Consider the following 19,881-nt stretch of genomic DNA (forward strand, 5'->3'; position numbering starts at 1 on the left):
CAGATGGCGATCATAAGCTGGAAAGAGTTTCTAACACCATATAAACAGGCCGTTGATGAATTAAAAGTCAAATTTAAAGGCATGCGTGCCCAATTTGAAAAAGAGCATACCCATACACCGATCGAATTTGTAACAGGGCGTGTGAAGCCGATTGCAAGTATATTGGAAAAGGCTGCACTCAAAGGCATTCCGCTTGATCACCTGGAAACGGAAATGCAGGACATTGCCGGGGTCAGAATGATGTGCCAGTTTGTCGATGATATTAAGACAGTGGTTGAACTGCTCCGGAAGCGGAATGATTTCCGGATTATCGAAGAAAAGGACTATATCACGAATAAAAAACCGAGCGGCTACCGTTCTTATCATGTCATTATTGAGTATCCGGTAGAGACGATCCGCGGTGAAAAGAAAATTTTAGCGGAAATTCAGATCCGCACTTTGGCCATGAACTTCTGGGCCACCATTGAGCATTCCTTAAATTATAAGTATAAAGGCCAGTTCCCGGAAGAAATCAATTTGCGGCTGAAACGGGCGGCGGAGGCTGCTTTCCGCCTGGATGAGGAAATGTCGGAAATCCGTGAAGAAATCCAGGAAGCCCAAGTATTTTTTACAAAAAACAAGGAAAAAGCTGACCAGAAAAAGCAGTGAGCTTTATTTGGTTTTGGCTGGGTTTTCTACTCAAATCGGGGGAAGGTGAGTCAGGTGAAATTTGCAGTTACTTCAAAAGGAAATACGGAATCAAACATTTGGATGCACCAAATCCGTACCTATTTGCAGGACTACGGGCTAACGTACAATGAGGAACAGCCGGATATCGTGATCTCAGTCGGCGGCGACGGGACGCTTTTATATGCATTCCACCGCTACAGTTCAAGGCTCGATAAGACTGCATTTGTCGGCGTCCATACCGGGCATCTTGGCTTTTATGCTGACTGGGTCCCGGATGAAATTGAAGAATTGGCCGACGCGATTGCCCATCAAACGTTTCAGACGGTTGAATATCCGCTTCTGGAAGCAACCATCTCATATGAACACGGCGGTATTGAAACAAGATATCTCGCGCTGAACGAGTCAACCGTTAAATGTGTCGACGGGACATTTGTGATGGACGTCGAAATCCGCGGCGAACATTTTGAACGCTTTCGCGGCGACGGGCTCTGCCTGGCCACCCCGTCCGGGAGTACGGCATATAATAAGGCACTGGGAGGAGCAATTGTCCATCCCTCGCTGCAGTCGATCCAATTGACGGAAATGGCTTCAATCAACAACAGGGTATTCCGGACAATCGGTTCTCCGCTGATTTTGCCGGCGCACCATACATGCGTTTTAAAACCGGTGCGGCAGAAGGACTTTCTCGTCACGGTCGATCATTTAACCCTTCTTCATAAGGAAGTCAAATCAATCCAGTACCGGGTGGCGAAACAAAAAATCCGTTTCGCCCGCTTCAGGCCGTTTCCGTTTTGGAAAAGGGTCCATGATTCTTTTATTTCAGATTCGGATTAGGTGGAAATATGGCCCAGTTTACTTTAACCTGGCAGATCGGAACGCAGGATACGAGCCGGGAACTGAAAGCATTTTTAAAAGAAAAGCGAATTTCCAAACGCGCGCTGGCCGCTATCAAATTCCGCGGCGGCCGCATCCGCGTAAACGGCAGCGAAGAAAATGTCCGCTACCGTCTGCAGGCAGGGGATGTGGTCGAGATTGTGTTTCCAAAAGAAATCCCAAGCCCTTCTTTGCAGCCGGATCACATCCCGTTTGAACGCATATATGAGGATGGGAGCTTGATGGTTGTCAATAAACCGGCTTTTATGAATACAATTCCATCGCGGGAACACCCGTCAGGCAGCCTTGCCAATGCGATCATGGGCTATTATCAGGAGTCCGGTACTGAATCCGCGATCCATATTGTCACGCGCCTTGACCGCAATACATCAGGGCTTGTCCTCGTCGCGAAAAACAGCTATGTCCATTTTTTATGCAGCCGGATGCAGCAAAAACGGCTCATCCACCGCGTATATGAAGCATTTGCAGAAGGCATCTTTGCAGAAAAAAGCGGCGTGATTGAAGCGCCAATCGGGCGAAAAGACACCAGCATTATTGAGCGGGAAGTCCGTGCAGACGGCCAATTTGCCCGTACCCATTATGAGGTGATCCGCCAATTCCCGGACTTTGCCCATGTCAAACTTTGGCTGGATACCGGGCGTACCCACCAGATCCGCGTCCATTTGTCGCATATCGGGCACCCTCTAGCCGGGGATGATTTGTATGGGGGCAGCACGGAACTTTATTCAAGGCAAGCTTTGCATTGCAGCGGGCTGCATTTTGAACACCCGATTTCGCATCAGGGCATGCATTTTCATTCCGAGGTTCCGTTTTTGTGACAAAGGGAAAACCTTCATCACGATGATGAAGGACATTAGGCATGAATTTTATTGGTGGAAAGTCGTTCATCGGCCAGATGAAGGACGATGGGGCCGAATTTTTGGGGCGAAATGACGTTCATAAGCTCGATGAAGGACATTAGGCATGAATATTTTTGCTGAAATGACGTTCATAAGCCCGATGAAGGACATTAGGCATGAAATTTTTAGTCGAAATGACGTTCATCGACCAGATGAAGGACGATAGGGCCGAATTTTTGGGGCGGAAAGTCGTTCATAAGCCCGATGAAGGACATTAGGTATAAATATTTTTGCTGAAATGATGTTCATAAGCCCGATGAAGGACATTAGGTATAAATATTTTTGCTGAAATGACGTTCATAAGCCCGATGAACGTCATTAGGCATGAATATTTTTGCTGAAATGACGTTCATCAACCCCATAAGGACATTAGTCTCAAATTTTTCGCATGGAAAGTCGTTCATTTCTGGGAATTCAAGAACGTGCATGAATCTTAATCAAATGTCCTGAATTTTTCTTCCACGAACGGCATGGACGAGGGGACCGATACGGTTTCGATATCAGGATAGCGCAGCGCTGTGAGTTTGCCGCCAAATACGCAGCCGGTATCAATATTTACGGTATGACCGGCAAAACGCGGCTCTTTTACAGGTGTGTGGCCGTAAACAATCCAGCCATCGCCCATGTCTGCCTTTGCCCAGTCGCGGCGCACAGGTGTTCCGTCAGGGTTCTTCTCTCCGGTAATGTCACCGTAGAGGGCAAAAGTTTGAATGGCTTTGTTCATGCGCCCAATATTTTTGCGTTTGATGCCGGCATGGACAATGACCAGTTTGCCGCTATCCAGCACCTGATAAAGCGGGGATTTTTCATAAAGCTCGATAAATTGGCGGCGGTGCCGCTGCTGCTCTTTTGGTGGACATGCTTTTAGTTCGGCTACTGTTGTTTCCAGCCCGTGCGTTTGCTGCACATTTCTGCCCAAAAAATAACGGTACAGTTTATTGCAGTGATTGCCGGGTACATAGGTGGCAAGTCCTTTTTTCCAAAGTCTCCAAACCGTATCGGCCACTTGCAGGGATTTTGGCCCGCGGTCAGTCAGATCCCCGACGAATCCAAGCATCCGCTTTCCCGGGTGGACAGGCATGCCTTTCTCCCAATCATACCCCAGCTTTTCTGTCAGTTCTTTTAGTTCATCCATACAGCCGTGAATATCGCCAATCATATCAATTTGCATTGTTTTTTCTCCTTCATTGTTTTCTCACCTTTATATGAAAAAACCCGTATGATTTTACTTTTTCCCAAAAATCATGTACATTATTTCAAAAAAAGGGGGACTTGCTTTTGGAATCAAGTTCATTATTTTCACTTGTCATCGTAATGGTTGCGGCATTTATCACCCCGGTTTTGCTGCACCGTCTAAAACTTCATTTTATTCCGGTTGTCGTCGGGGAAATTCTGATGGGCCTTATTATCGGAAAAAGCGGCTTCGATCTGATTGAAAAAGATATGTGGCTGAATACATTATCGACACTCGGCTTTATCTTCTTAATGTTTTTAAGCGGGCTTGAAATTGATTTTACCGCGTTTTCAACATCAAAAAATGCCACAACCCGCCCAAACGGGAAAAAAGTGCCAAACCGGCTGAAAACCGCCTTGGCCATTTTTGCAGGCATCTTCATTCTTTCCATCGGGCTTTCCTATCTTTTCGTACGAAGCGGACTGATTGATAACCTCTTTCTCATGACATTAATCATCTCAACGATTTCCCTTGGTGTTGTTGTCCCGACCTTGAAAGATGCGCGCTTGATGAAGTCGGAGATCGGCCAGATCATTTTGCTGATCGCCGTGATTGCCGACTTGGCAACGATGGTTTTACTTGCAGCCTTTGTCTCGATGTCAAGCGAGGGTGGCGGGAAGATGTGGCTGCTGCTGATTTTACTGGCAGCCGGGATGGTGCTTTACGCCGCTGCCCGGATTTTAAAAAACCGGCCGTTTTATGAAACACTTTCCGCAGGCACGGTTCAGCTCGGCACACGGGCAATCTTCGCGCTCATTATTATCCTCGTTGCTTTATCTGAATCAGTCGGCGCCGAAAATATTTTGGGGGCGTTTCTGGCAGGGGCGCTTGTTTCATTGCTGTCGCCGAATCAGGAAATGGTCACAAAACTGGACTCATTCGGTTACGGCTTTTTCATTCCAATCTTCTTTGTGATGGTTGGGGTGGAATTAAATATCTGGTCACTTTTCGGCAATCCAAAACTGCTTTTGGCTATTCCGCTGTTTATGCTCGCCTTTTTCGTATCAAAATGGATCCCGATGCTGTGGCTGAAAAAATGGTATGACACAAAAACCGTTCTCGCCTCCGCTTTTTTGCTGACCTCCACTTTATCGCTTGTGATTGCGGCGGCAAAAATTGCTGAGCGGATGGGCGCCATCAGTTCGGAAATGAGCGGTACTTTTATTTTGGTGGCTGTTTTGACCTGTATCATTACGCCGATTCTGTTCCGGAAATTCTTGCCGCAGGATGAGCACCAGGAACGGAAGAAGAAGGTTGTATTTATCGGGGCCAACCAATGGACGATGCCGTTAAGCCTGGAACTGGAACCATCCCAATATGAACCGGTTTTAATCCATACGACATTGGACAAAGAGGACCAACATCATGATTCTGTTTTCAATATAAACGAAGTGGAAGACTATGAGAAGGAAACACTTGAAAAAGCGGGAGTGCTTGAAGCAGACATTCTCATGTTTATGACAGGAAACGAAGCGTTGAATGCTGCGCTCGCCAGGTGGGCAAAAGAGCATGGTGCCAAGCGGGTGATTGCCCGGATTGAATCCCCGGAAATTGCGGAGGAAATAAAGGCTGCCAATATTGAAGACTTCTCGACATTGTTATCGACAAAAGCATTGCTGCGGGCTTTAATTGAGTCGCCAAATTTATGGAAGTTCTTAACCGATAAGGATAGTTCCCTGCATGAAATCCAGATGCAAAACCGCAAATTTGAAGGCATACGTTTAAGGCATTTTCCATTTACCGGAGATGTGATTTTTGTCCGGATTTTCCGCGGCAAAGACTCGATTGTCCCGCATGGCGATACCGAACTTCATGTGAACGACCGTTTAATTGTTACAGGATCTGAAACCTATGTCGAAGAACTGCGGCAGCAAATAGCGTATTAAAGGCAGCATCCGCGCTTTGCAAAACTGGAAACTTCATGTAAAATTGGTACTAGGTACTAAAAACACGTATTAAATGTTAAAAAAAGGAGTTAATGAGATGAATTTGTCTTTAGAAGGAAAAACATATGTTGTGATGGGGGTCGCAAACAAACGCAGCATCGCCTGGGGAATTGCCCAATCGCTTGATGCAGCAGGCGCACGGATCATTTTTACATACGCAATGGAACGGAATGAAAAAAGTATCCGTGAACTCGCAGCGACTTTAAACGGGAAAGATTCGATGTTTCTTCAATGCAATGTGGAAAGCGATGAAGACATCCGGTCCTGTTTCCAAATCATCAAACAGGAGGTTGGCTCAATCAGCGGGATTGCCCACTGTATTGCATTTGCGAAAAAAGAAGAATTAAAAGGCGATTACACCAATGTAACCCGCGAAGGTTTTCTGCTTGCCCATAATATCAGTGCTTACTCCTTATCAGCGATTGCAAAGGCCGTAAAAGAACTGGAACTGATGCCAAACGGGGGCAGCATCGTGACCCTCACATATCTTGGCGGCGAACGCGTGATGGAAAATTACAATATTATGGGTGTGGCAAAAGCGTCCCTGCAGGCAAGTGTCAAATACCTGGCATATGATCTCGGCAAGCAAAATATCCGTGTGAATGCTATCTCAGCGGGACCGATCCGTACTTTGTCGGCAAAAGGCGTCAGCGGCTTTAACGGCATCTTAAAAGTCATGGAAGAAAAGGCACCGCTCCATCGCGGCGTTGATACCCGCGAAGTCGGCGATACCGCGCTGTTTTTGTTCAGCGATTTATCGCGTGCGATTACCGGCGAAAACATTCATGTCGATGCCGGTTATCATGTCATGGGGTAATAGGCAGTTTAAATGAGAAAAAGCCAAGATGGTTCACCATCTTGGCTTTTACCTTATCTGCATGCAGAAACCCGGGAAAGGATTAGTATTTATCATCTTTATATTTCTTATGGTTTTGATTGTCTTCAATTTCTGCAGCTGAGAAGGTGTAGCTGACCACATTTTGAGGCGTCAGTGTAATGGTTCCAAGCAGTGTAGGTGCAACTCCCGGAATCGTTGTACCCGGAGCAAAAGTACCGAGATCAATGGTTAAGAAGTATTCATTTTCACCTTTTGAAGGATCTGTATCAACAGCGTGAATTGTAGTTGTCACGTTTTCAAAAAGCAGGGTAACGAGTCCTCCAGTGAGGATTGCAATCCCGGAAATGCCGCTTTCGTCCGTTTTCTGAGAGATGAGTGTCGTACCGGAAGAACTTCTTCTCCAGATCCTGAAGGTTGCCGGGATGGTTAACGGAATGACGATACCCGCTGCTGCACCTGTAATGGCCGTAATTAATGCTGCAAGTGTTACACCCAGCGGCAGGTCTGTTGGCGACCACTCGACAGTTGCCAGTAATGAAACGCGGTCATCATAATCGTCGACTTTTACATCCACTTCCGCAATGGCACTTGCCATGTTAAAGACTCCTGTCGTCGGTACCGGTACGGATGGCGATTGATCGACATCAAATTCCGCAAGAAGCCCTTGTTCGTCGTCATTTTGATGATGTTTATGTGATTTGCGGCGGCAGCTGTCTTTTGATTCATATGAGTCATAATAAGATTTTGACATTTAAATGCCTCCTTTCGTTTTGGTAATATATACTACTCAATTGGTCTATCTTTGGAATAGGCAAATCATAGAGTATAAAAACACATTTTCAGTACGGTTGCGGCAAGACAGATGCAAAAAAAGAAAAATGTGCAGTCCATCCTGTTGAAACTGCGGATACAGGTTGTACTTTCCATACATAAGATAAAATAAAAATATTCATAAAACACGTACCCCTTTTACAGCCCTCCAAAAATAGGCACATTTCTCATTTCCGCGCATAGTTATAAAGCGAGTTAGAAATCAGGAGGAGGGACCTTTTAAATATGAAGGGAAATCAGTACAGCAGCCAAAAGCCGCTACTTTATATCATCCAGCCCAAAAATTATCCGCTCGCAGTAAATATGCAGAACATGTACAGAAATGTGCTGGATGAAAAAAAGCATATTGGCAGAGATGAAAAAGCTGATGGCGAAACTGACGATACAACAGAAATTCAACTTGCTGAAGAGGATAAACCGATCCCCCAGGATGAAGCCTTCCATGAAGAAATGGTGCTGCCGGATGAAAAAATTGCGGCTGCAAAAGAAGCAGGACAAGAACAGGCTGCCGAATCGGAGAGGAACCTGGTGATAGAATCGGCAGAAAGAGAACCGGCAGAAGAGAACGCTCAACCGGAACCGGCAGAAACAGAGCTGGAAGAAATGGATGGCACAGGCAAAATTGGCCGCGAAATGGAAGAAGAAATCATACATCCTGCCGCCAGAAAACGGTTCAAAGAAATGACCATTCCCGAAAAAATCGGTTTTTTAATTCATAAGCCGGGATTTCTTCCGGAAATTCCTGTGATGATTCAAACGAATGGTACAGCCTATCGGGCGATTGTACTTGAGCTTGTACAAGACCAATTATCCATCATGCCTTTTACTTCAATGGAAACGGTTTGGCTCGGCGTAGACGAAATAATGGATATAAAATTATTGGTTTATTAACAGCCAGCCGGTAAAAAAGTCGATAAGCGGCAACTTATCGACTTTACCCTGAAATTATAGGCTGACAAAAGTGTCTTCAAGGCATTGGATTGCACTAAAGAAGGTTAAATCAACGGTAATGCAAGTATCGGTTGCTTCGAAACGTACTCTTGAGTGGTCGCCATGATCATCATCACATGCACATTTTAAAACGCGGACGACAGCGCAGCATCCATCAACATTCTCTACTCTTAAAAATTTGGATTCCTCGCAAAAGTCATCACAACTTTCAAAGTAGTCATTTTTGTATACTGGTTCAAAAGGTTTACCATCTTTTGTATATAGAATGAATGGACGTGTATTCACATGCGAATGATGTCCCTTGTTCCCTCCCAGCACAGGATTCAGGCAGTTGGTCGGACAGCTGCTGTCTTCAACTGCAGCGTCTTGGATATCGTTGATAAAGTGTACGACGTCGCAAACGCAAGCGTGGGAGTGGTTATCATAGGATTTACTGCTCATTCTTTATTCAACTCCTTCACTATATTTTGGTTTCATTACACTATAGAATATTGCCTGCAATCCCATTTTGTTACGAATGTCCCCGCGTTTTTGCAAAAATAGGCAAACAACCTGCGTATATACCCGCGCAGGCACCCGATCAGCATTTGCCCGGTCATCCATGAAAAAGAAATGCTTGCGTGTTTGATCATGATCATAAGGAGGCATTGGATGGTTTCATTGTGGCTCGATTTTATTTTGCTAGTGCTGGCAAGCTTCAGGCTGACCCGGTTAATTGTCTACGATAAGATCACGGCATTTTTGCGCAAACCTTTTCATGAGGAAGTGACGGAAATTTCTCCTGATGGTACGGAAGAGGAATATATCATCTTGAAGGGAAAAGGCTTAAGAAGGTGGGTCGGTGAATTATTAAGCTGTTACTGGTGCACAGGGATTTGGTCTGCAGCGGTTATTTATATATTATGGCAGTACTTTCCACAAGCAGGGTTCCCTGTCATCATCATATTGGCCATCGCCGGGCTTTCAAGCTTTATAGAAACGATACTGGCGCGCATTATGGACAAATAGCGTGAACAACACTTTTTTTTCAGCATAAAATGAAAGAGACCAGGCAATCCTGCAGGAAAGGGTGGTAGTCAGATGAACAACAGGCCATACATGAAAGTACCGGTCCTTCCCAAATCCGTCCAATCCGCAAACCAAAAGAACGGCAAAAAAATCAAAAAAGGCGGATGCGGATGCGGCGGCAAAAAGACACGTTAAGAACCGACACGATAGGATTCTTTCTAAAGCACCAAGGATGTTCCCTGGTGCTTTAATCTATTTGCCAAAGGGAGCAATTGTTAACATTTTCTAATCCGGCCTGTTCATAAATCCCCGCTTTCGGTGAAAAATAAGACAGATAACGATGAGAGTGCAGAGGGATGAGTATGAAAAAAAACGGAATTAGACTTATTTTGTTAGGAATGATGATCCAGTTCATCTTTGTATCCGGCTGTAATTTTAACGGGCCGGAGCACAAAGACAGTAAGTTGGCGCTGATGAAAGAAACCCGGCCTGCGCCGGTCCAATTAAGCAACCGTCCAGCCCGGGAAAGGATTTCTGGGCAATTACGAAACGATGTCCTCCATTTTGACAGCATTTACGATGTTGCCATCATTGAAGGCCCGCAGCAAACACTGATCGCTTACAAGGTCAGACATCTTCACCGTTTCAGAATGGGAAAAATTGAGAAGGATTTAACCGCTTCCCTGGAAAAACGCTATCCGCGCCAAAAATTTATTGTATCCAGCGATTATAAAATTTTTCTGGAAACGGTTCGCCTGCAGGAAGACATGGAAAAACATAAAGTTTCCAAAAAACAGGCAATCAAGCGTTTCAAGAAAATTATCCAGCTTAAAAAGGAATTAACATAAGAAAAGGGTGGGGACATGTCCAGCAAAAATAAAACACCGGAACAAATCAAATACGATAAACTGGAAAAAAAGCATGAACTGAAAAGACCGGTTTTCAAAAACTGTATCCGCGCTTTTTGGGTGGGCGGCTGCATCTGTTTAGTCGGACAAGCCCTGACTTACTTTTATATCTACATGTTTAACTTTACGGAAAAAACGGCAGGCAACCCGACTACGGCAACGATGGTATTTTTGTCGATGCTGTTCACCGGCTTCGGGATCTATGACCGGATCGGCCAGTATGGCGGTGCCGGAAGCGCGGTTCCGGTCACAGGATTCGGAAATTCCGTTGTATCGGCAGCGATTGAGCACCGCACAGAAGGCTATGTACTGGGTGTCGGCGGAAATATGTTTAAGCTTGCCGGCACGGTGATTCTGTTTGGGGTATTTTCCGCTTTTGTTGTCGTGTTAATCCGTACGATTTTGTTGATGTGGGGGGGAAAATAATGCCTGGAAAATCACAAACCTGGGTTTTTTCCAATCAGCCTGCGATCTTATCAACAGGAGTGGTCGGGGGCCCGTTCGAGAAAAAGGGCAGGCTTGCGGACGATTTTGACCATTTTTTCGAAGACTTGTGGCTCGGCCAGTCTACTTATGAGAAAGCCCAGCAGAAATTAATCGAAGAAGCCGTGCAAATCGCTTTGAATAAGAAAAACCTGCAGGAATCAGATATTCAATTTTTTCTTGCCGGCGATTTAATCAATCAAATTACACCGACAAGTTTTGCTGCCAGAACCAGTGGAATTCCTTACTTAGGGATGTTCAGTGCCTGTGCAACCTCAACGGAAAGCCTGGCGCTTGCGGCATATATTGTGAACCACCATGGCGCTGAAAAAGTGCTTGCCGGCGCTTCCAGCCATAACGCAACTGCCGAGAAGCAATTCCGCTACCCGACGGAATATGGCGGCCAAAAGCCCCCGACAGCCCAGTGGACCGTAACCGGAGCGGGATTTGCAGTTATTGGCGCTGCAGAAGATGCTGCACCGCAGCCGCGCATCACATCGGCAACAATCGGAAAAGTCATGGACCTTGGGATTTCAGATCCGTTTAATATGGGCGGGGCGATGGCACCGGCCGCCGTTGATACGATCGAAAGGCATCTGCAGGATCTCAAGCTTGATCCCTCACATTACGACTTAATCATCACCGGCGACCTGGCAAGGATCGGGCGCTCAATCGCACTTGATATGTTTAAACAAAGACAGCTTGATATTCGCGCAGAACAATTTCAGGATTGCGGCCTGCTGATTTATCATGAAAGCCAGCCCGTCCAGGCCGGGGCAAGCGGTCCGGGCTGTTCAGCGGTGGTGTTGTACGGGCATTTGTTAAATGAAATGAAAAAAGGGCGTTATAAAAGGATCCTGCTTGTTGCAACCGGCGCACTGCTTTCGCCGCTTTCTTTCCAGCAGCGGGAAACGATTCCGTGTATCGCGCATGCCTGCTCGATTGAATATATTTGAGAAAGGATTGATCTCACATGTTAGCTATGTTTTTTTGGGCTTTTGTCATCGGCGGCTGTATTTGTGTGATCGGGCAGCTGCTCTTTGATGTCGCTAAGTTATCGCCCGGGCATACGATGAGCGTTCTGGTCACTTCCGGTGCCATTCTTTCCGGTTTCGGCCTCTATGAACCGCTGATTAATTTTGCAGGCGCCGGTGCTACAATTCCTATCACAAGCTTCGGCAACTCGCTGGCAACGGGCGCCATGCAGGAAGTGCAAAGGCATGGCCTTGTCGGTGTCTTGACCGGGATGTTTGAAGTAACCTCTTCCGGAATCTCGGCAGCCATTATTTTTGGCTTTATCGGCGCCCTTGTTTTTAAACCAAAAGGATAATTGTGCCAATCCGCATCTGCCTATACAAAATGTCCGGCCCTTACATAATGTATAGTGTAATACATGAAGTGAGGTGAAGAACATGTTTGGATATGGTTACGGCGGCGGCTGCGGATATGGCGGCGGATATGGCGGCGGATACGGCGGCAGCACATTTGTATTAATTGTCGTTTTATTCATCCTGCTCATTATTGTCGGTGCAAGTTTTTGCTAAGCTATACAAGATGGGAATTTGTTTCCCATCTTTTTTAGTTGTCCGGCCGTGTGAATCCAGCTATTCGGGCGGAGCACGATTTCCGGTAAAAAAATCCCCTTTTTCCCCAAGACTGAATCCTTCACCATCTGAGTGCGCTTTTCATATGATAGAACAGCTTAATGAGAGGAGCGAAAGAAGGATGGATAATCAATTCTTTAAAAATGTCGAAAAAAAGACCGGCGTAAACATGAATGACGTATTTTCATTGGCAAACTCCCTGCAAAATGCCAATTTTAAGGATGAAAAAACGGTGCGCGGCATTATCCAGCGCGTCTCGCAAATTGCCAATAAAAAAGTACCAAAAGACTTGGAAAACAAAATCGTCCAATCCATTGTCCAGGACGGCAAAAAACTCGACTTCAACACCATCTCAAAAATGATGAACAACGGGAAATAAGAAGAAAGGCGGAGGGCGCTTGCCCATCGGCGACAGGCAACTGAGCCGGCCTCAGTGAAGTCCGCCCTTTGACTTCAATGAGACCAGAACAGTTGACCCTGAGCCGATAACGCCCGCAGCTGGACAGATGAAAAGCGGAGGTCACTGTCCATCGGCGTACGGATTTCAAGGACTGCGACTGAGATATAGGAAACACGGTGAGGGACGAACCGATGTTGACTTATCGGAGGGAGGGGGCCTGGAAATCCGCTAGCCGATAGGAGCCGCAGCCGGACAAGAAAAGCGGAGGGGCCGTAAAAGGTGCATGACCGGCATATATGGTTTAAAATATAGGCAGAATGGTATAAAGATTACGATAAGACTTTTTCATCTGAAGGAGTGGTCGTAATGGGATATATCGCTCCAATATCAAATGTTCAATCTAAACAATACCAAATCTACGATGAACTGGCAATCCGCCGTGCACAAGTAAAAGCAGCCGGACGGGTTTCAAAAACCGCGCCGGTCAACCACAAAAATTTCCAGAAGACTGTCGAAACCGTATATCATTCAGCAAAGACGCCGGCACTTTCGCCGCCGTTCATGAAACCGGACCGGATCAAAGCCATGGCCCGCTTCACCGGACTTGGCCAAAAAGTTGATATCCGCATTTAAACAAGAAAGCCTGCCAGAGATGATGAAAACAAATGCTCCCGGCAGGTTTTTTGGCCTTTTTTTATTTAATGCAAGTGTCTATAAGTCCGGTAAAAGCCATTTCATGTAAAAAAAGGTTCTATATAAAATGAACGAAACATTGCTACTCTGTTGCCTGCTGTAAAAAGTAGTAATTATGCAAATTGACGCTAGGTCTTGATGTAATAACTTAAGTTCATTTTATATAAAATGCCTCTCATACCCGAGGCCTATTGAGGTTAAATTTCGAAACAGTGGTAATGAAAATGCCTTGATTTAAACTGCCGGGCGAATGCCTGCCTACATTGATTTTATTGCGGCAATGAAGCCATTAAGGGAAGTTTACGTATTATTAAATATCTTGTGGGAATAATTATAATAAACTTAAACACGTTAAAAGGAATAGTTCAGTTTGAGAATTAAAAAAACGAAGAATATAAATCACCTGTTGCAGCTTTATTATGGTCTGTTACAATGTGTGGTTTCGGTCAATTTTATAACGGTCAATATATTTTTGGTGTGACACTTTTATTACTTGAAATAATTTCTAATATATTATCCCACTTAAATTTAGCTATTTTGCATACTTTTCATGGAGACATCAAAAAATCACATGATGTTATTGCTTATGACTGGGGATTGTTTTACCCGTCTGTTTATTTTTTTCGATTTGGCAAGCCTATAATAAAGCCATTATCATAAATTGCTGGCAGAAAGGAAAAAGAGTACCGAAAGAAACGTATTTGACAGGATTCTGTATCGGATCGGTAGTCGGGATGAATTTTGGGGTCTATTGGCATCATCACTTTTTAGATGGTGTTCTATTTTTATCTTTTTTACGTAGTCTAGTTATAAATGGACTGGTTTTAGGAGCGTTGGGAGGCATTACCGGACATATCATTGAAAAATTTGTCTTGAAAAGAAGAATTGTGTCTTAACGCTATTTCACCAAACGGGGCCGATGAAGACCATCTCGGCAAGAAAACCAGACCCAAATGGCTTTCATAGGCCTGATGAACACTATCGCAAGTAAAAAACACAATCAAGATGTTGTTCATGCCCTAAATGAACGCTATCTCGGCAAGAAAATCAGACCCAAATGGCTTTCATAAGCCTGATGAACGCCATTTCAATAAAAAAATGAGGCCAAAGTGGTGTTCATGCCCTCGATGAACACTATCGCAAGAAAAAAACACAATCAAGATGTTGTTCATGCCCTAAATGAACGCTATCTCGGCAAGAAAATCAGACCCAAGTGTCGTTCATAGGCCCGATGAACGCTATCCCGGCAAGAAAATCAGACCCAAATGGCTTTCATAAGCCTGATGAACGCCATCTCGGCAAGAAAATCAGACCCAAGTGTCGTTCATAGGCCCGATGAACGCCATTTCGGTAAGAAAATCAGACCCAAATGGCTTTCATAAGCCCGATGAACGCCATCTCGGTAAGAAAACTAGGCCAAAGTGTCGTTCATAAGCCCGATGAACGACATCATGGCAAGAAAATCGGGTCAAAGTATCGTTCATAAGCCCGATGAACGCCATCTCAAGTAAGAAAGACATTCAAAATAGCGTTCATCCCTCGTATGAACGCTATCTCGGCAAGAAAATTGTGCCAAAGTGACGTTCATGCCCGCGATGAACGCTATCGCAAGTAAAAACACAATCAAGGTGAAGTTCATGCCCGTGATGAACGCCATTACAAATAAAAAGACATTCTAATATGACTTTCATGTGTTTGAACTGAATGAGCAAGCTGCTGTTATATTGATTTTTCCATTGCTTTGTGCGGGATGCCGGCGTCGAGAAATTCTCCGGATGTGATCGTGTATCCGAGTTTTTCATAAAAAGGGATGGCGTGGACCTGTGCATTTAATTTTAAATGGGAAACGCCTTGTTTTTGCGCAAAATCTTCAATCGCAAGCATCAGGATTCTTCCCGCTCCCTTGCCGCGGTAACGGGAGAGGATGCAGATCCGCTCCACTTTTCCTGCCCCGCCGGCAATACGGAATCTTCCGGCGCCGGCAGGATCCTCGCCGTCATACAATACGAAATGGGTACAGTCGTTTTCAAATTCGTCAATTTCTTCTTCTAGCGGCACCCGTTGCTCCTTTACAAACACAGTTTTCCGGATATTGTAGGCATCTTCCATTTCTTTTTCATTCCCTGCGATCTTTACGTACATGTAGTCTTAGTCCTTTCCGAGATGAAATGTTTCATAAACGGTCCAAATGCCGTTATCCAGTTCATAAATCAGGTGAAAACGATTGATTACTTCTTCATGTTCAATCCCGACCATTTCAAGCTGCCGGTATATATCGGCATGTTCTTCTTTTGATAATTTCTGCCCAATTGTAATATGCGGCACAAAAGGATATTCCGGGGGGTCCCCCGGCAGTTCATTTTTAAAGTCAACAAACAGCCCTTCCAGTTCAGGAACCGGTTCCACTTTAAAATAGATCGTGTTGCTGACGGGTTCAAAAGATTTTACTTTCGTCACTTCCAGCAAAAAAGGCTCGTATCTTTCTGCAATCTTTTTCAACTGTACTGTCAGTTCTTCTGCCTGCTGTTCCGATGCTTCAAAAGCCGATTTGAGTGTGATATGCGGAGGGATCAGCGCATAAAGCGGATCATAGCGCTTGCGGTAGGAATTGACAATGTCCTGAAGCTTTTTGGATGGGAAAATAACCAAAGCATATTTCATTAAAGCAACCTCCCTTACGATTTTATCCTGTCAATATCCAATTTTATCATAAAAATTCATAAAAAATTAATTATTTTTAAAATGATACAGAAGTGCCTTTTTTAATTCCTTCTGCCAGTATTTCCACGAATGGCCGCCGTCAAATTCCTCATAATGTACAGGGAACCCTTTTTCAAGAAAAATTTCATGCAGCATCCGGTTCGGTGTAATAAAGTCCTGGACCCGGCCATCGGTTGTTTTGACTTCCGTTTCTTTGCTGCCGACAATATGGTAAACTTGCAAAAGCTGCGGATCCGGATGCCGCCTGACCGCTTCCAGGACTTTGCCATTAACTAGCGGGGACTGCAGAATCACCTTGCCAAATGTATGCGGATACTGCACCGCGGCCATCAATGAAACAGTTGCTGCCAAAGAATCTCCCATTAACGTACGCCCTGCCCCCACTTGATAAGTTGGGAATGTTTGGTCCAAAAAAGGCACAAGTTCATGGGCCAAAAACCGGATATAGGCTGCGTTCTGTTCGCCGTCCGGATGGTATTTTCTGCGCCTGTCCTTGATATTGGCATATGGAATGCCGACGATGATCAGGTTTTCAATTTTTTGATCGTGCAGCAGCTCATCGGCGAACCGGGCAACCCGGCCTAATTGGAAATAGTCCTTGCCGTCCTGGGTAATACACAATGAATATTTGTAAAGCTCGGAATAATGGGGCGGCAGGTAAACCCACATATTCAGCGTTTCCCCGAGTTCATGGCTTTCAAATGCAAGATCTTTGATGGTGCTTCTTTCAACTTCCATTTCCTAACCCCCAATCGCTTGTAAAAACAGTTTAGCAATTCTTGAAAAAAACATCTACTACAATGCTGTTTCTCAAAAAAATGCGGCCCTGCTTTCATAAGCGGACCGCATTGAGTGTGCTATTCATCAACGGTAATATTTTTCCCGTAAAAGATTTCATCCATTTCTGTTTTCAGACGGGCGGTGATCTGCCTGGTTTGTTCCGGCGAGAGTTCTTCTTTTGTATGGCCAAATAAATAATTGTTGAGGTCAAATTTCTTTAATTTACATTTTGTATGGAAAATATGCTCCTGGTAAACATTTACGTCTATCATATCGTACAGCTCTTTCATGTTATCCGGAATATAATTTTGAATCGAATTGATATCGTGGTCGATAAACAGCTTTTTCCCGTGGATATCGCGTGTAAAGCCGCGGACCCGGTAATCAATTGTCATAATATCGGTATCAAATGAATGGATCAGGTAATGCAAAGCTTTCAGCGGCGAAATTTCTCCGCAAGTGGACACATCAATGTCGGCCCGGAATGTGCTGATTCCTTCGTTCGGATGATATTCCGGGTAGGTATGGACTGTAATATGGCTTTTATCCAGCTGCATGACGACCGATTCCGGCAGCGGCCCCGGCGATTCGTCGAGCTGTGCTTCCGGGACTTCAACAACCGGGCCTTCCGAAATCAGCAGGGTAACGCTTGCCCCTTGGGGAACATAATCCTGTTTGGCAATGTTGAGGACATGCGCGCCGATCAAATTGGAAACATTGTTCAAAATATCGGTGAGCCGTTCCGCATTATACTGTTCATCAATGTATTCTATGTAAGCTTCCCGTTCTTTTTTTGTTTCCGTATAGCAAATGTCATACATATTAAAACTTAATGACTTAGTCAGGTTATTAAAACCGTGGAGTTTAATCCGTTCATTTGCTGAATGTTCCATATTCCGCTGCCCCTTTTTTGTTTGGAAATAGTTTACCCGTATGCAGGGAGAATAAACAAAGCTGGCGCCCAAAGGAATCTTCCATTTTGCTTTTTGCATGTTTTGAAAAAATCGCGGCAAAATATAGATGCAAAAAAAGGATGTTCACCCGAAACAGAAAGGATTCGAGAGATAATTGCACTTTATTGAAGGAGGACGTTACAGATGAAATGGAACGAACAGGCAGCGCCGAACAATCAACAAAATGCGGCCGACTTGCTGACAGCACAAAGCGATGAAATAGAATTCAGTATCGAAGAACTTTCCGACGGCGGCGAAAGAAACAAAATCATCGAAGATCAGCAAAAAAACCGAACGAAAAAATAACAGTGAAGGGGGTCATATAAATGGATATAAAAGTCGGGCAGATTTATAAAGAAAAAAAGCATGATACAACAGCCATGGTGGTAGCGATCCAGGACGAAAGTGTTTTTCTCGGAACAGGAAATATGGTCTCCCGCAAGACAGTTGCAGACCGTTATGTGCTGGTACAGGATACAGAGTAATTCATTTTCTTACAATATATGGCAGAAAAATATGGCAGAAAAATGGATCGTAATTAAAAGGTGGCCCGGGAATTTAACGGCCGCCCAATTTCCCCCGCTTCATTATGTATTTCAAACACGCAAAAAAATAAAAACCGGAATAAACCGGTTTTTATAGGGGGGGATTGCTAGACAATAAAAAGGGGGGTTGTCTAGTTGGTATAGGGTTTTGTAACTTGTTTCAAGCTACGGTTCTTATATTAAAGAAACAATCCTAAAAAAACATGAAAAGAAAATGAGTTTTTGATGAGAAATGTCGTTTTTTTGTGAATGAATGATGTTTAGCCTTTTGTTTCTTTTTTTCCGTCTTTATCCTGGGGAGAATCTGATTGGTAATTTTGGATGATACTTTTCAGTTCTCCGGTGTCCCCTTTTGCATTGATGATTTCAAACAATTCATTTAACCCTGCGGATACTTGCTCATCTTCGCGTTTCATTTTTTCTCCTTTCTTGATTGAAATCAGCTCCCGGACCGGGTTTCAGGATTGCTGCTGTTTTCTGGTTTGGAAATAATTCTTGATCTCCGGGTAGCAAAGCAGCGCGGTAATCCCGACGGGCACGAAAAACATAAACAGTACAAAATACAGCGTGTTCACGACATGATGATAAAACCATGTTTCCATTCTTTTTTGCTCCTTTTAACCTGTACTGTTTTTATTATCTCCCAGCCCCGGCAATTTATGCAGATCTTACCGGCAGCAAACCGCCCGTGTATAATGCCTGCCCCTTATGACAAAAATAAATATAGAAAAAGGTGAAAACCGAAAGAGGAGGCAGCCACCATTGTTTCAACGTTTTTTCAACCTGCTGAAATTGAGATATGATGAGGAAGTCTGGGATGATGACATGGAAGAGGATGCCTGGGAGGAAGAAGGCGACGAAGGATTTTTTGAAGATGAACCGGAAGAGTGAAAAGCGGTTTTCTATTACAGAAAACCGCTTTTTCCGTTTCGGTCTGTAATGGTTTTACCGTGGAAAGGGATGCGGGTTAATTTTCAGGATTCTTGTCATCCATTTATTACGAAAACGTTTGATTCAACATGTTATAATCTCAAGTTTCGGACTTGAATAATGAGCATAATCCCTTGATACAAAAGGAATCGCCATGCTTTTATTATCATGCTGCTTCCGATTTTAGTAGTGGCTTTTGTAAAAAGCTCGGCAATTTGTTGATAAAGCAATCCAAAAAGTCCTGAATTTTTTCATCTGTAAGCAGAAAGCTTTCTGCCAATGTTTGACCTAAAGCTTCTATAATTCCTGAATCCGTGACAAAAACCTAATTTGCGGCATTAATAGGTAGATTTCATTGTGCAGCCTTCCGGTAAGTGACTGATTATTTGTTAAACAGTAGTTTTCTTGTTTTCAATCTTTGAAAAAGCTGTTCAGGTGATTTTCCAGGCACAACAAATAAACTTGCCACTTCCATTTTTTTGCAAGTTTTACGGCAATGTATTGGTACTGGTTCATGCCTGATTAGAAAAAGGCATAGTAGAGGCGTCCGAAAACTGGAAGCCATTTGTTGGTTGAACTTATTTTTAGCTTCCA

Annotated in this window: 28 protein-coding genes; 18 read left to right on the forward strand and 10 right to left on the reverse strand. The window is 44.3% G+C overall.

The genetic code is table 11. The annotated features are described in order from the left end of the window. The first annotated feature begins 3 nt into the window (after positions 1-3). From yjbM to C232_RS0112540, 3 genes are read left to right on the forward strand one after another with little or no spacing between them, the layout of a single operon-like run. Positions 4-648 carry a GTP diphosphokinase gene (gene yjbM, locus C232_RS0112530; protein WP_018664511.1) on the forward strand — a complete coding sequence of 215 codons (645 nt, stop codon included), beginning with the start codon at positions 4-6 and terminating at the stop codon, positions 646-648. A 54-nt stretch (positions 649-702) separates the two neighbouring features. Further along, entirely contained in the window at positions 703-1,503 is an 801-nt protein-coding gene (locus C232_RS0112535) for an NAD kinase (RefSeq protein WP_018664512.1), read from the forward strand. 8 nt (positions 1,504-1,511) lie between these two features. Then, entirely contained in the window at positions 1,512-2,381 is an 870-nt protein-coding gene (locus C232_RS0112540) for an RluA family pseudouridine synthase (RefSeq protein WP_018664513.1), read from the forward strand. 514 nt (positions 2,382-2,895) lie between these two features. Here C232_RS0112540 and prpE read toward each other — a convergent pair. Further along, positions 2,896-3,633 carry a bis(5'-nucleosyl)-tetraphosphatase PrpE gene (gene prpE, locus C232_RS0112555; RefSeq protein ID WP_018664516.1) on the reverse strand — a complete coding sequence of 246 codons (738 nt, stop codon included), beginning with the start codon at positions 3,631-3,633 and terminating at the stop codon, positions 2,896-2,898. A gap of 107 nt (positions 3,634-3,740) precedes the next feature. Between prpE and C232_RS0112560 the strand changes: the two genes are divergently transcribed. Continuing rightward, complete coding sequence (locus C232_RS0112560) at positions 3,741-5,582, forward strand: monovalent cation:proton antiporter family protein (RefSeq protein ID WP_018664517.1); 1,842 nt, start codon at positions 3,741-3,743, stop codon at positions 5,580-5,582. Positions 5,583-5,679: 97 nt separating this feature from the next. Next, a complete protein-coding gene (gene fabI / locus C232_RS0112565) occupies positions 5,680-6,459 on the forward strand; it encodes an enoyl-ACP reductase FabI (RefSeq protein WP_018664518.1) in 780 nt (259 codons plus the stop codon). Positions 6,460-6,541: 82 nt separating this feature from the next. On the opposite strand, the gene C232_RS0112570 is transcribed toward fabI, so the two are convergent. Next, entirely contained in the window at positions 6,542-7,231 is a 690-nt protein-coding gene (locus C232_RS0112570) for a hypothetical protein (RefSeq protein ID WP_018664519.1), read from the reverse strand. A 305-nt stretch (positions 7,232-7,536) separates the two neighbouring features. Between C232_RS0112570 and C232_RS0112580 the strand changes: the two genes are divergently transcribed. Continuing rightward, positions 7,537-8,202, forward strand: a complete 666-nt coding sequence (locus C232_RS0112580; RefSeq protein WP_018664521.1) for a CotO family spore coat protein — start codon at positions 7,537-7,539, stop codon at positions 8,200-8,202. 54 nt (positions 8,203-8,256) lie between these two features. On the opposite strand, the gene C232_RS0112585 is transcribed toward C232_RS0112580, so the two are convergent. Further along, positions 8,257-8,703, reverse strand: coding sequence for a CotY/CotZ family spore coat protein (locus C232_RS0112585; protein ID WP_018664522.1), 447 nt, complete (start codon positions 8,701-8,703; stop codon positions 8,257-8,259). 210 nt (positions 8,704-8,913) lie between these two features. Here C232_RS0112585 and C232_RS0112595 point away from each other — a divergent pair, with 210 nt between their 5' ends. The 9 genes from C232_RS0112595 (at position 8,914) to C232_RS0112635 (ending at position 13,298) form a co-directional block, all read left to right on the forward strand. Further along, on the forward strand, positions 8,914-9,270 hold the full coding sequence (locus C232_RS0112595; protein ID WP_018664523.1) for a DUF1360 domain-containing protein: 357 nt from the start codon (positions 8,914-8,916) through the stop codon (positions 9,268-9,270). 72 nt (positions 9,271-9,342) lie between these two features. Continuing rightward, positions 9,343-9,465, forward strand: coding sequence for a hypothetical protein (locus tag C232_RS20390; protein ID WP_018664524.1), 123 nt, complete (start codon positions 9,343-9,345; stop codon positions 9,463-9,465). 167 nt (positions 9,466-9,632) lie between these two features. Beyond that, entirely contained in the window at positions 9,633-10,118 is a 486-nt protein-coding gene (locus C232_RS0112605; protein ID WP_018664525.1) for a hypothetical protein, read from the forward strand. A gap of 15 nt (positions 10,119-10,133) precedes the next feature. After that, on the forward strand, positions 10,134-10,604 hold the full coding sequence (gene spoVAC, locus C232_RS0112610) for a stage V sporulation protein AC (RefSeq protein ID WP_018664526.1): 471 nt from the start codon (positions 10,134-10,136) through the stop codon (positions 10,602-10,604). Beyond that, positions 10,604-11,617: a stage V sporulation protein AD gene (gene spoVAD / locus C232_RS0112615; protein WP_018664527.1), complete on the forward strand. Its 1,014-nt coding sequence runs from the start codon at positions 10,604-10,606 to the stop codon at positions 11,615-11,617. The genes spoVAC and spoVAD overlap by 1 nt, the downstream gene beginning before the upstream one ends. 17 nt (positions 11,618-11,634) lie before the next feature. Then, positions 11,635-11,991, forward strand: a complete 357-nt coding sequence (spoVAE, locus tag C232_RS0112620) for a stage V sporulation protein AE (RefSeq protein WP_018664528.1) — start codon at positions 11,635-11,637, stop codon at positions 11,989-11,991. Positions 11,992-12,073: 82 nt separating this feature from the next. Beyond that, positions 12,074-12,205 carry a YjcZ family sporulation protein gene (locus C232_RS19475; protein ID WP_018664529.1) on the forward strand — a complete coding sequence of 44 codons (132 nt, stop codon included), beginning with the start codon at positions 12,074-12,076 and terminating at the stop codon, positions 12,203-12,205. A 181-nt stretch (positions 12,206-12,386) separates the two neighbouring features. After that, positions 12,387-12,644: a sporulation-specific transcription regulator SpoVIF gene (gene spoVIF / locus C232_RS0112630; RefSeq protein ID WP_018664530.1), complete on the forward strand. Its 258-nt coding sequence runs from the start codon at positions 12,387-12,389 to the stop codon at positions 12,642-12,644. A gap of 387 nt (positions 12,645-13,031) precedes the next feature. Next, entirely contained in the window at positions 13,032-13,298 is a 267-nt protein-coding gene (locus tag C232_RS0112635) for a hypothetical protein (RefSeq protein ID WP_018664531.1), read from the forward strand. 1,779 nt (positions 13,299-15,077) lie between these two features. Here C232_RS0112635 and C232_RS0112640 read toward each other — a convergent pair. The 4 genes from C232_RS0112640 to speD form a co-directional block, all read right to left on the reverse strand. Beyond that, positions 15,078-15,500 carry a GNAT family N-acetyltransferase gene (locus tag C232_RS0112640; RefSeq protein ID WP_018664532.1) on the reverse strand — a complete coding sequence of 141 codons (423 nt, stop codon included), beginning with the start codon at positions 15,498-15,500 and terminating at the stop codon, positions 15,078-15,080. A gap of 6 nt (positions 15,501-15,506) precedes the next feature. Then, positions 15,507-16,019 (reverse strand): 2'-5' RNA ligase family protein, encoded by a 513-nt coding sequence (locus tag C232_RS0112645; protein ID WP_018664533.1) that lies wholly within the window; start codon positions 16,017-16,019, stop codon positions 15,507-15,509. Positions 16,020-16,085: 66 nt separating this feature from the next. Further along, on the reverse strand, positions 16,086-16,817 hold the full coding sequence (locus C232_RS0112650; RefSeq protein WP_018664534.1) for an alpha/beta hydrolase: 732 nt from the start codon (positions 16,815-16,817) through the stop codon (positions 16,086-16,088). Between the two features lie 119 nt (positions 16,818-16,936). Then, complete coding sequence (gene speD / locus C232_RS0112655) at positions 16,937-17,752, reverse strand: adenosylmethionine decarboxylase (protein ID WP_018664535.1); 816 nt, start codon at positions 17,750-17,752, stop codon at positions 16,937-16,939. 204 nt (positions 17,753-17,956) lie between these two features. Here speD and C232_RS20025 point away from each other — a divergent pair, with 204 nt between their 5' ends. Both C232_RS20025 and C232_RS20030 read left to right on the forward strand, forming a co-directional pair. Next, positions 17,957-18,118, forward strand: coding sequence for a hypothetical protein (locus C232_RS20025; RefSeq protein ID WP_018664537.1), 162 nt, complete (start codon positions 17,957-17,959; stop codon positions 18,116-18,118). A 20-nt stretch (positions 18,119-18,138) separates the two neighbouring features. Further along, the gene (locus C232_RS20030; protein WP_018664538.1) at positions 18,139-18,297 is read left to right on the forward strand and encodes a hypothetical protein; all 159 of its coding nucleotides are present in this window, start codon (positions 18,139-18,141) and stop codon (positions 18,295-18,297) included. Between the two features lie 320 nt (positions 18,298-18,617). Here the strand turns inward: C232_RS20030 and C232_RS20035 are convergent, their stop codons facing one another. Further along, on the reverse strand, positions 18,618-18,773 hold the full coding sequence (locus tag C232_RS20035) for a hypothetical protein (protein ID WP_018664540.1): 156 nt from the start codon (positions 18,771-18,773) through the stop codon (positions 18,618-18,620). 42 nt (positions 18,774-18,815) lie between these two features. Then, positions 18,816-18,959, reverse strand: a complete 144-nt coding sequence (locus C232_RS20040) for a hypothetical protein (protein WP_018664541.1) — start codon at positions 18,957-18,959, stop codon at positions 18,816-18,818. A 160-nt stretch (positions 18,960-19,119) separates the two neighbouring features. On the opposite strand from C232_RS20040, the gene C232_RS20395 reads away from it, so the two are divergent. Further along, the gene (locus tag C232_RS20395) at positions 19,120-19,248 is read left to right on the forward strand and encodes a hypothetical protein (RefSeq protein ID WP_018664542.1); all 129 of its coding nucleotides are present in this window, start codon (positions 19,120-19,122) and stop codon (positions 19,246-19,248) included. Between the two features lie 421 nt (positions 19,249-19,669). Here the strand turns inward: C232_RS20395 and C232_RS20120 are convergent. Beyond that, on the reverse strand, positions 19,670-19,881 hold a 212-nt coding region (locus tag C232_RS20120), incomplete at its 5' end, for a hypothetical protein (protein WP_211211494.1).

The organism is Heyndrickxia acidiproducens DSM 23148, assembly GCF_000374345.1.
Taxonomy (GTDB): Bacteria; Bacillota; Bacilli; order Bacillales; family Bacillaceae_C; genus Weizmannia; species Weizmannia acidiproducens.

Bases quoted from the DNA above. Each gene is read 5' to 3' on its own strand.
- C232_RS0112635 (WP_018664531.1), top strand. From the start codon at position 13,032: ATGGGATATATCGCTCCAATATCAAATGTTCAATCTAAACAATACCAA.
- C232_RS20030 (WP_018664538.1), top strand. From the start codon at position 18,139: ATGGATATAAAAGTCGGGCAGATTTATAAAGAAAAAAAGCATGATACA.
- C232_RS0112645 (WP_018664533.1), bottom strand. From the start codon at position 16,019: ATGAAATATGCTTTGGTTATTTTCCCATCCAAAAAGCTTCAGGACATT.
- C232_RS20035 (WP_018664540.1), bottom strand. From the start codon at position 18,773: ATGAAACGCGAAGATGAGCAAGTATCCGCAGGGTTAAATGAATTGTTT.
- C232_RS0112595 (WP_018664523.1), top strand. From the start codon at position 8,914: ATGGTTTCATTGTGGCTCGATTTTATTTTGCTAGTGCTGGCAAGCTTC.
- C232_RS0112580 (WP_018664521.1), top strand. From the start codon at position 7,537: ATGAAGGGAAATCAGTACAGCAGCCAAAAGCCGCTACTTTATATCATC.
- fabI (WP_018664518.1), top strand. From the start codon at position 5,680: ATGAATTTGTCTTTAGAAGGAAAAACATATGTTGTGATGGGGGTCGCA.
- spoVAE (WP_018664528.1), top strand. From the start codon at position 11,635: ATGTTAGCTATGTTTTTTTGGGCTTTTGTCATCGGCGGCTGTATTTGT.
- C232_RS0112570 (WP_018664519.1), bottom strand. From the start codon at position 7,231: ATGTCAAAATCTTATTATGACTCATATGAATCAAAAGACAGCTGCCGC.
- C232_RS20040 (WP_018664541.1), bottom strand. From the start codon at position 18,959: ATGGAAACATGGTTTTATCATCATGTCGTGAACACGCTGTATTTTGTA.
- C232_RS0112585 (WP_018664522.1), bottom strand. From the start codon at position 8,703: ATGAGCAGTAAATCCTATGATAACCACTCCCACGCTTGCGTTTGCGAC.
- spoVAD (WP_018664527.1), top strand. From the start codon at position 10,604: ATGCCTGGAAAATCACAAACCTGGGTTTTTTCCAATCAGCCTGCGATC.
- C232_RS0112640 (WP_018664532.1), bottom strand. From the start codon at position 15,500: ATGTACGTAAAGATCGCAGGGAATGAAAAAGAAATGGAAGATGCCTAC.
- C232_RS20025 (WP_018664537.1), top strand. From the start codon at position 17,957: ATGAAATGGAACGAACAGGCAGCGCCGAACAATCAACAAAATGCGGCC.
- C232_RS20390 (WP_018664524.1), top strand. From the start codon at position 9,343: ATGAACAACAGGCCATACATGAAAGTACCGGTCCTTCCCAAATCCGTC.
- C232_RS0112605 (WP_018664525.1), top strand. From the start codon at position 9,633: ATGAAAAAAAACGGAATTAGACTTATTTTGTTAGGAATGATGATCCAG.
- C232_RS0112650 (WP_018664534.1), bottom strand. From the start codon at position 16,817: ATGGAAGTTGAAAGAAGCACCATCAAAGATCTTGCATTTGAAAGCCAT.
- prpE (WP_018664516.1), bottom strand. From the start codon at position 3,633: ATGCAAATTGATATGATTGGCGATATTCACGGCTGTATGGATGAACTA.
- C232_RS0112540 (WP_018664513.1), top strand. From the start codon at position 1,512: ATGGCCCAGTTTACTTTAACCTGGCAGATCGGAACGCAGGATACGAGC.
- C232_RS19475 (WP_018664529.1), top strand. From the start codon at position 12,074: ATGTTTGGATATGGTTACGGCGGCGGCTGCGGATATGGCGGCGGATAT.
- speD (WP_018664535.1), bottom strand. From the start codon at position 17,752: ATGGAACATTCAGCAAATGAACGGATTAAACTCCACGGTTTTAATAAC.
- spoVIF (WP_018664530.1), top strand. From the start codon at position 12,387: ATGGATAATCAATTCTTTAAAAATGTCGAAAAAAAGACCGGCGTAAAC.
- yjbM (WP_018664511.1), top strand. From the start codon at position 4: ATGGCGATCATAAGCTGGAAAGAGTTTCTAACACCATATAAACAGGCC.
- spoVAC (WP_018664526.1), top strand. From the start codon at position 10,134: ATGTCCAGCAAAAATAAAACACCGGAACAAATCAAATACGATAAACTG.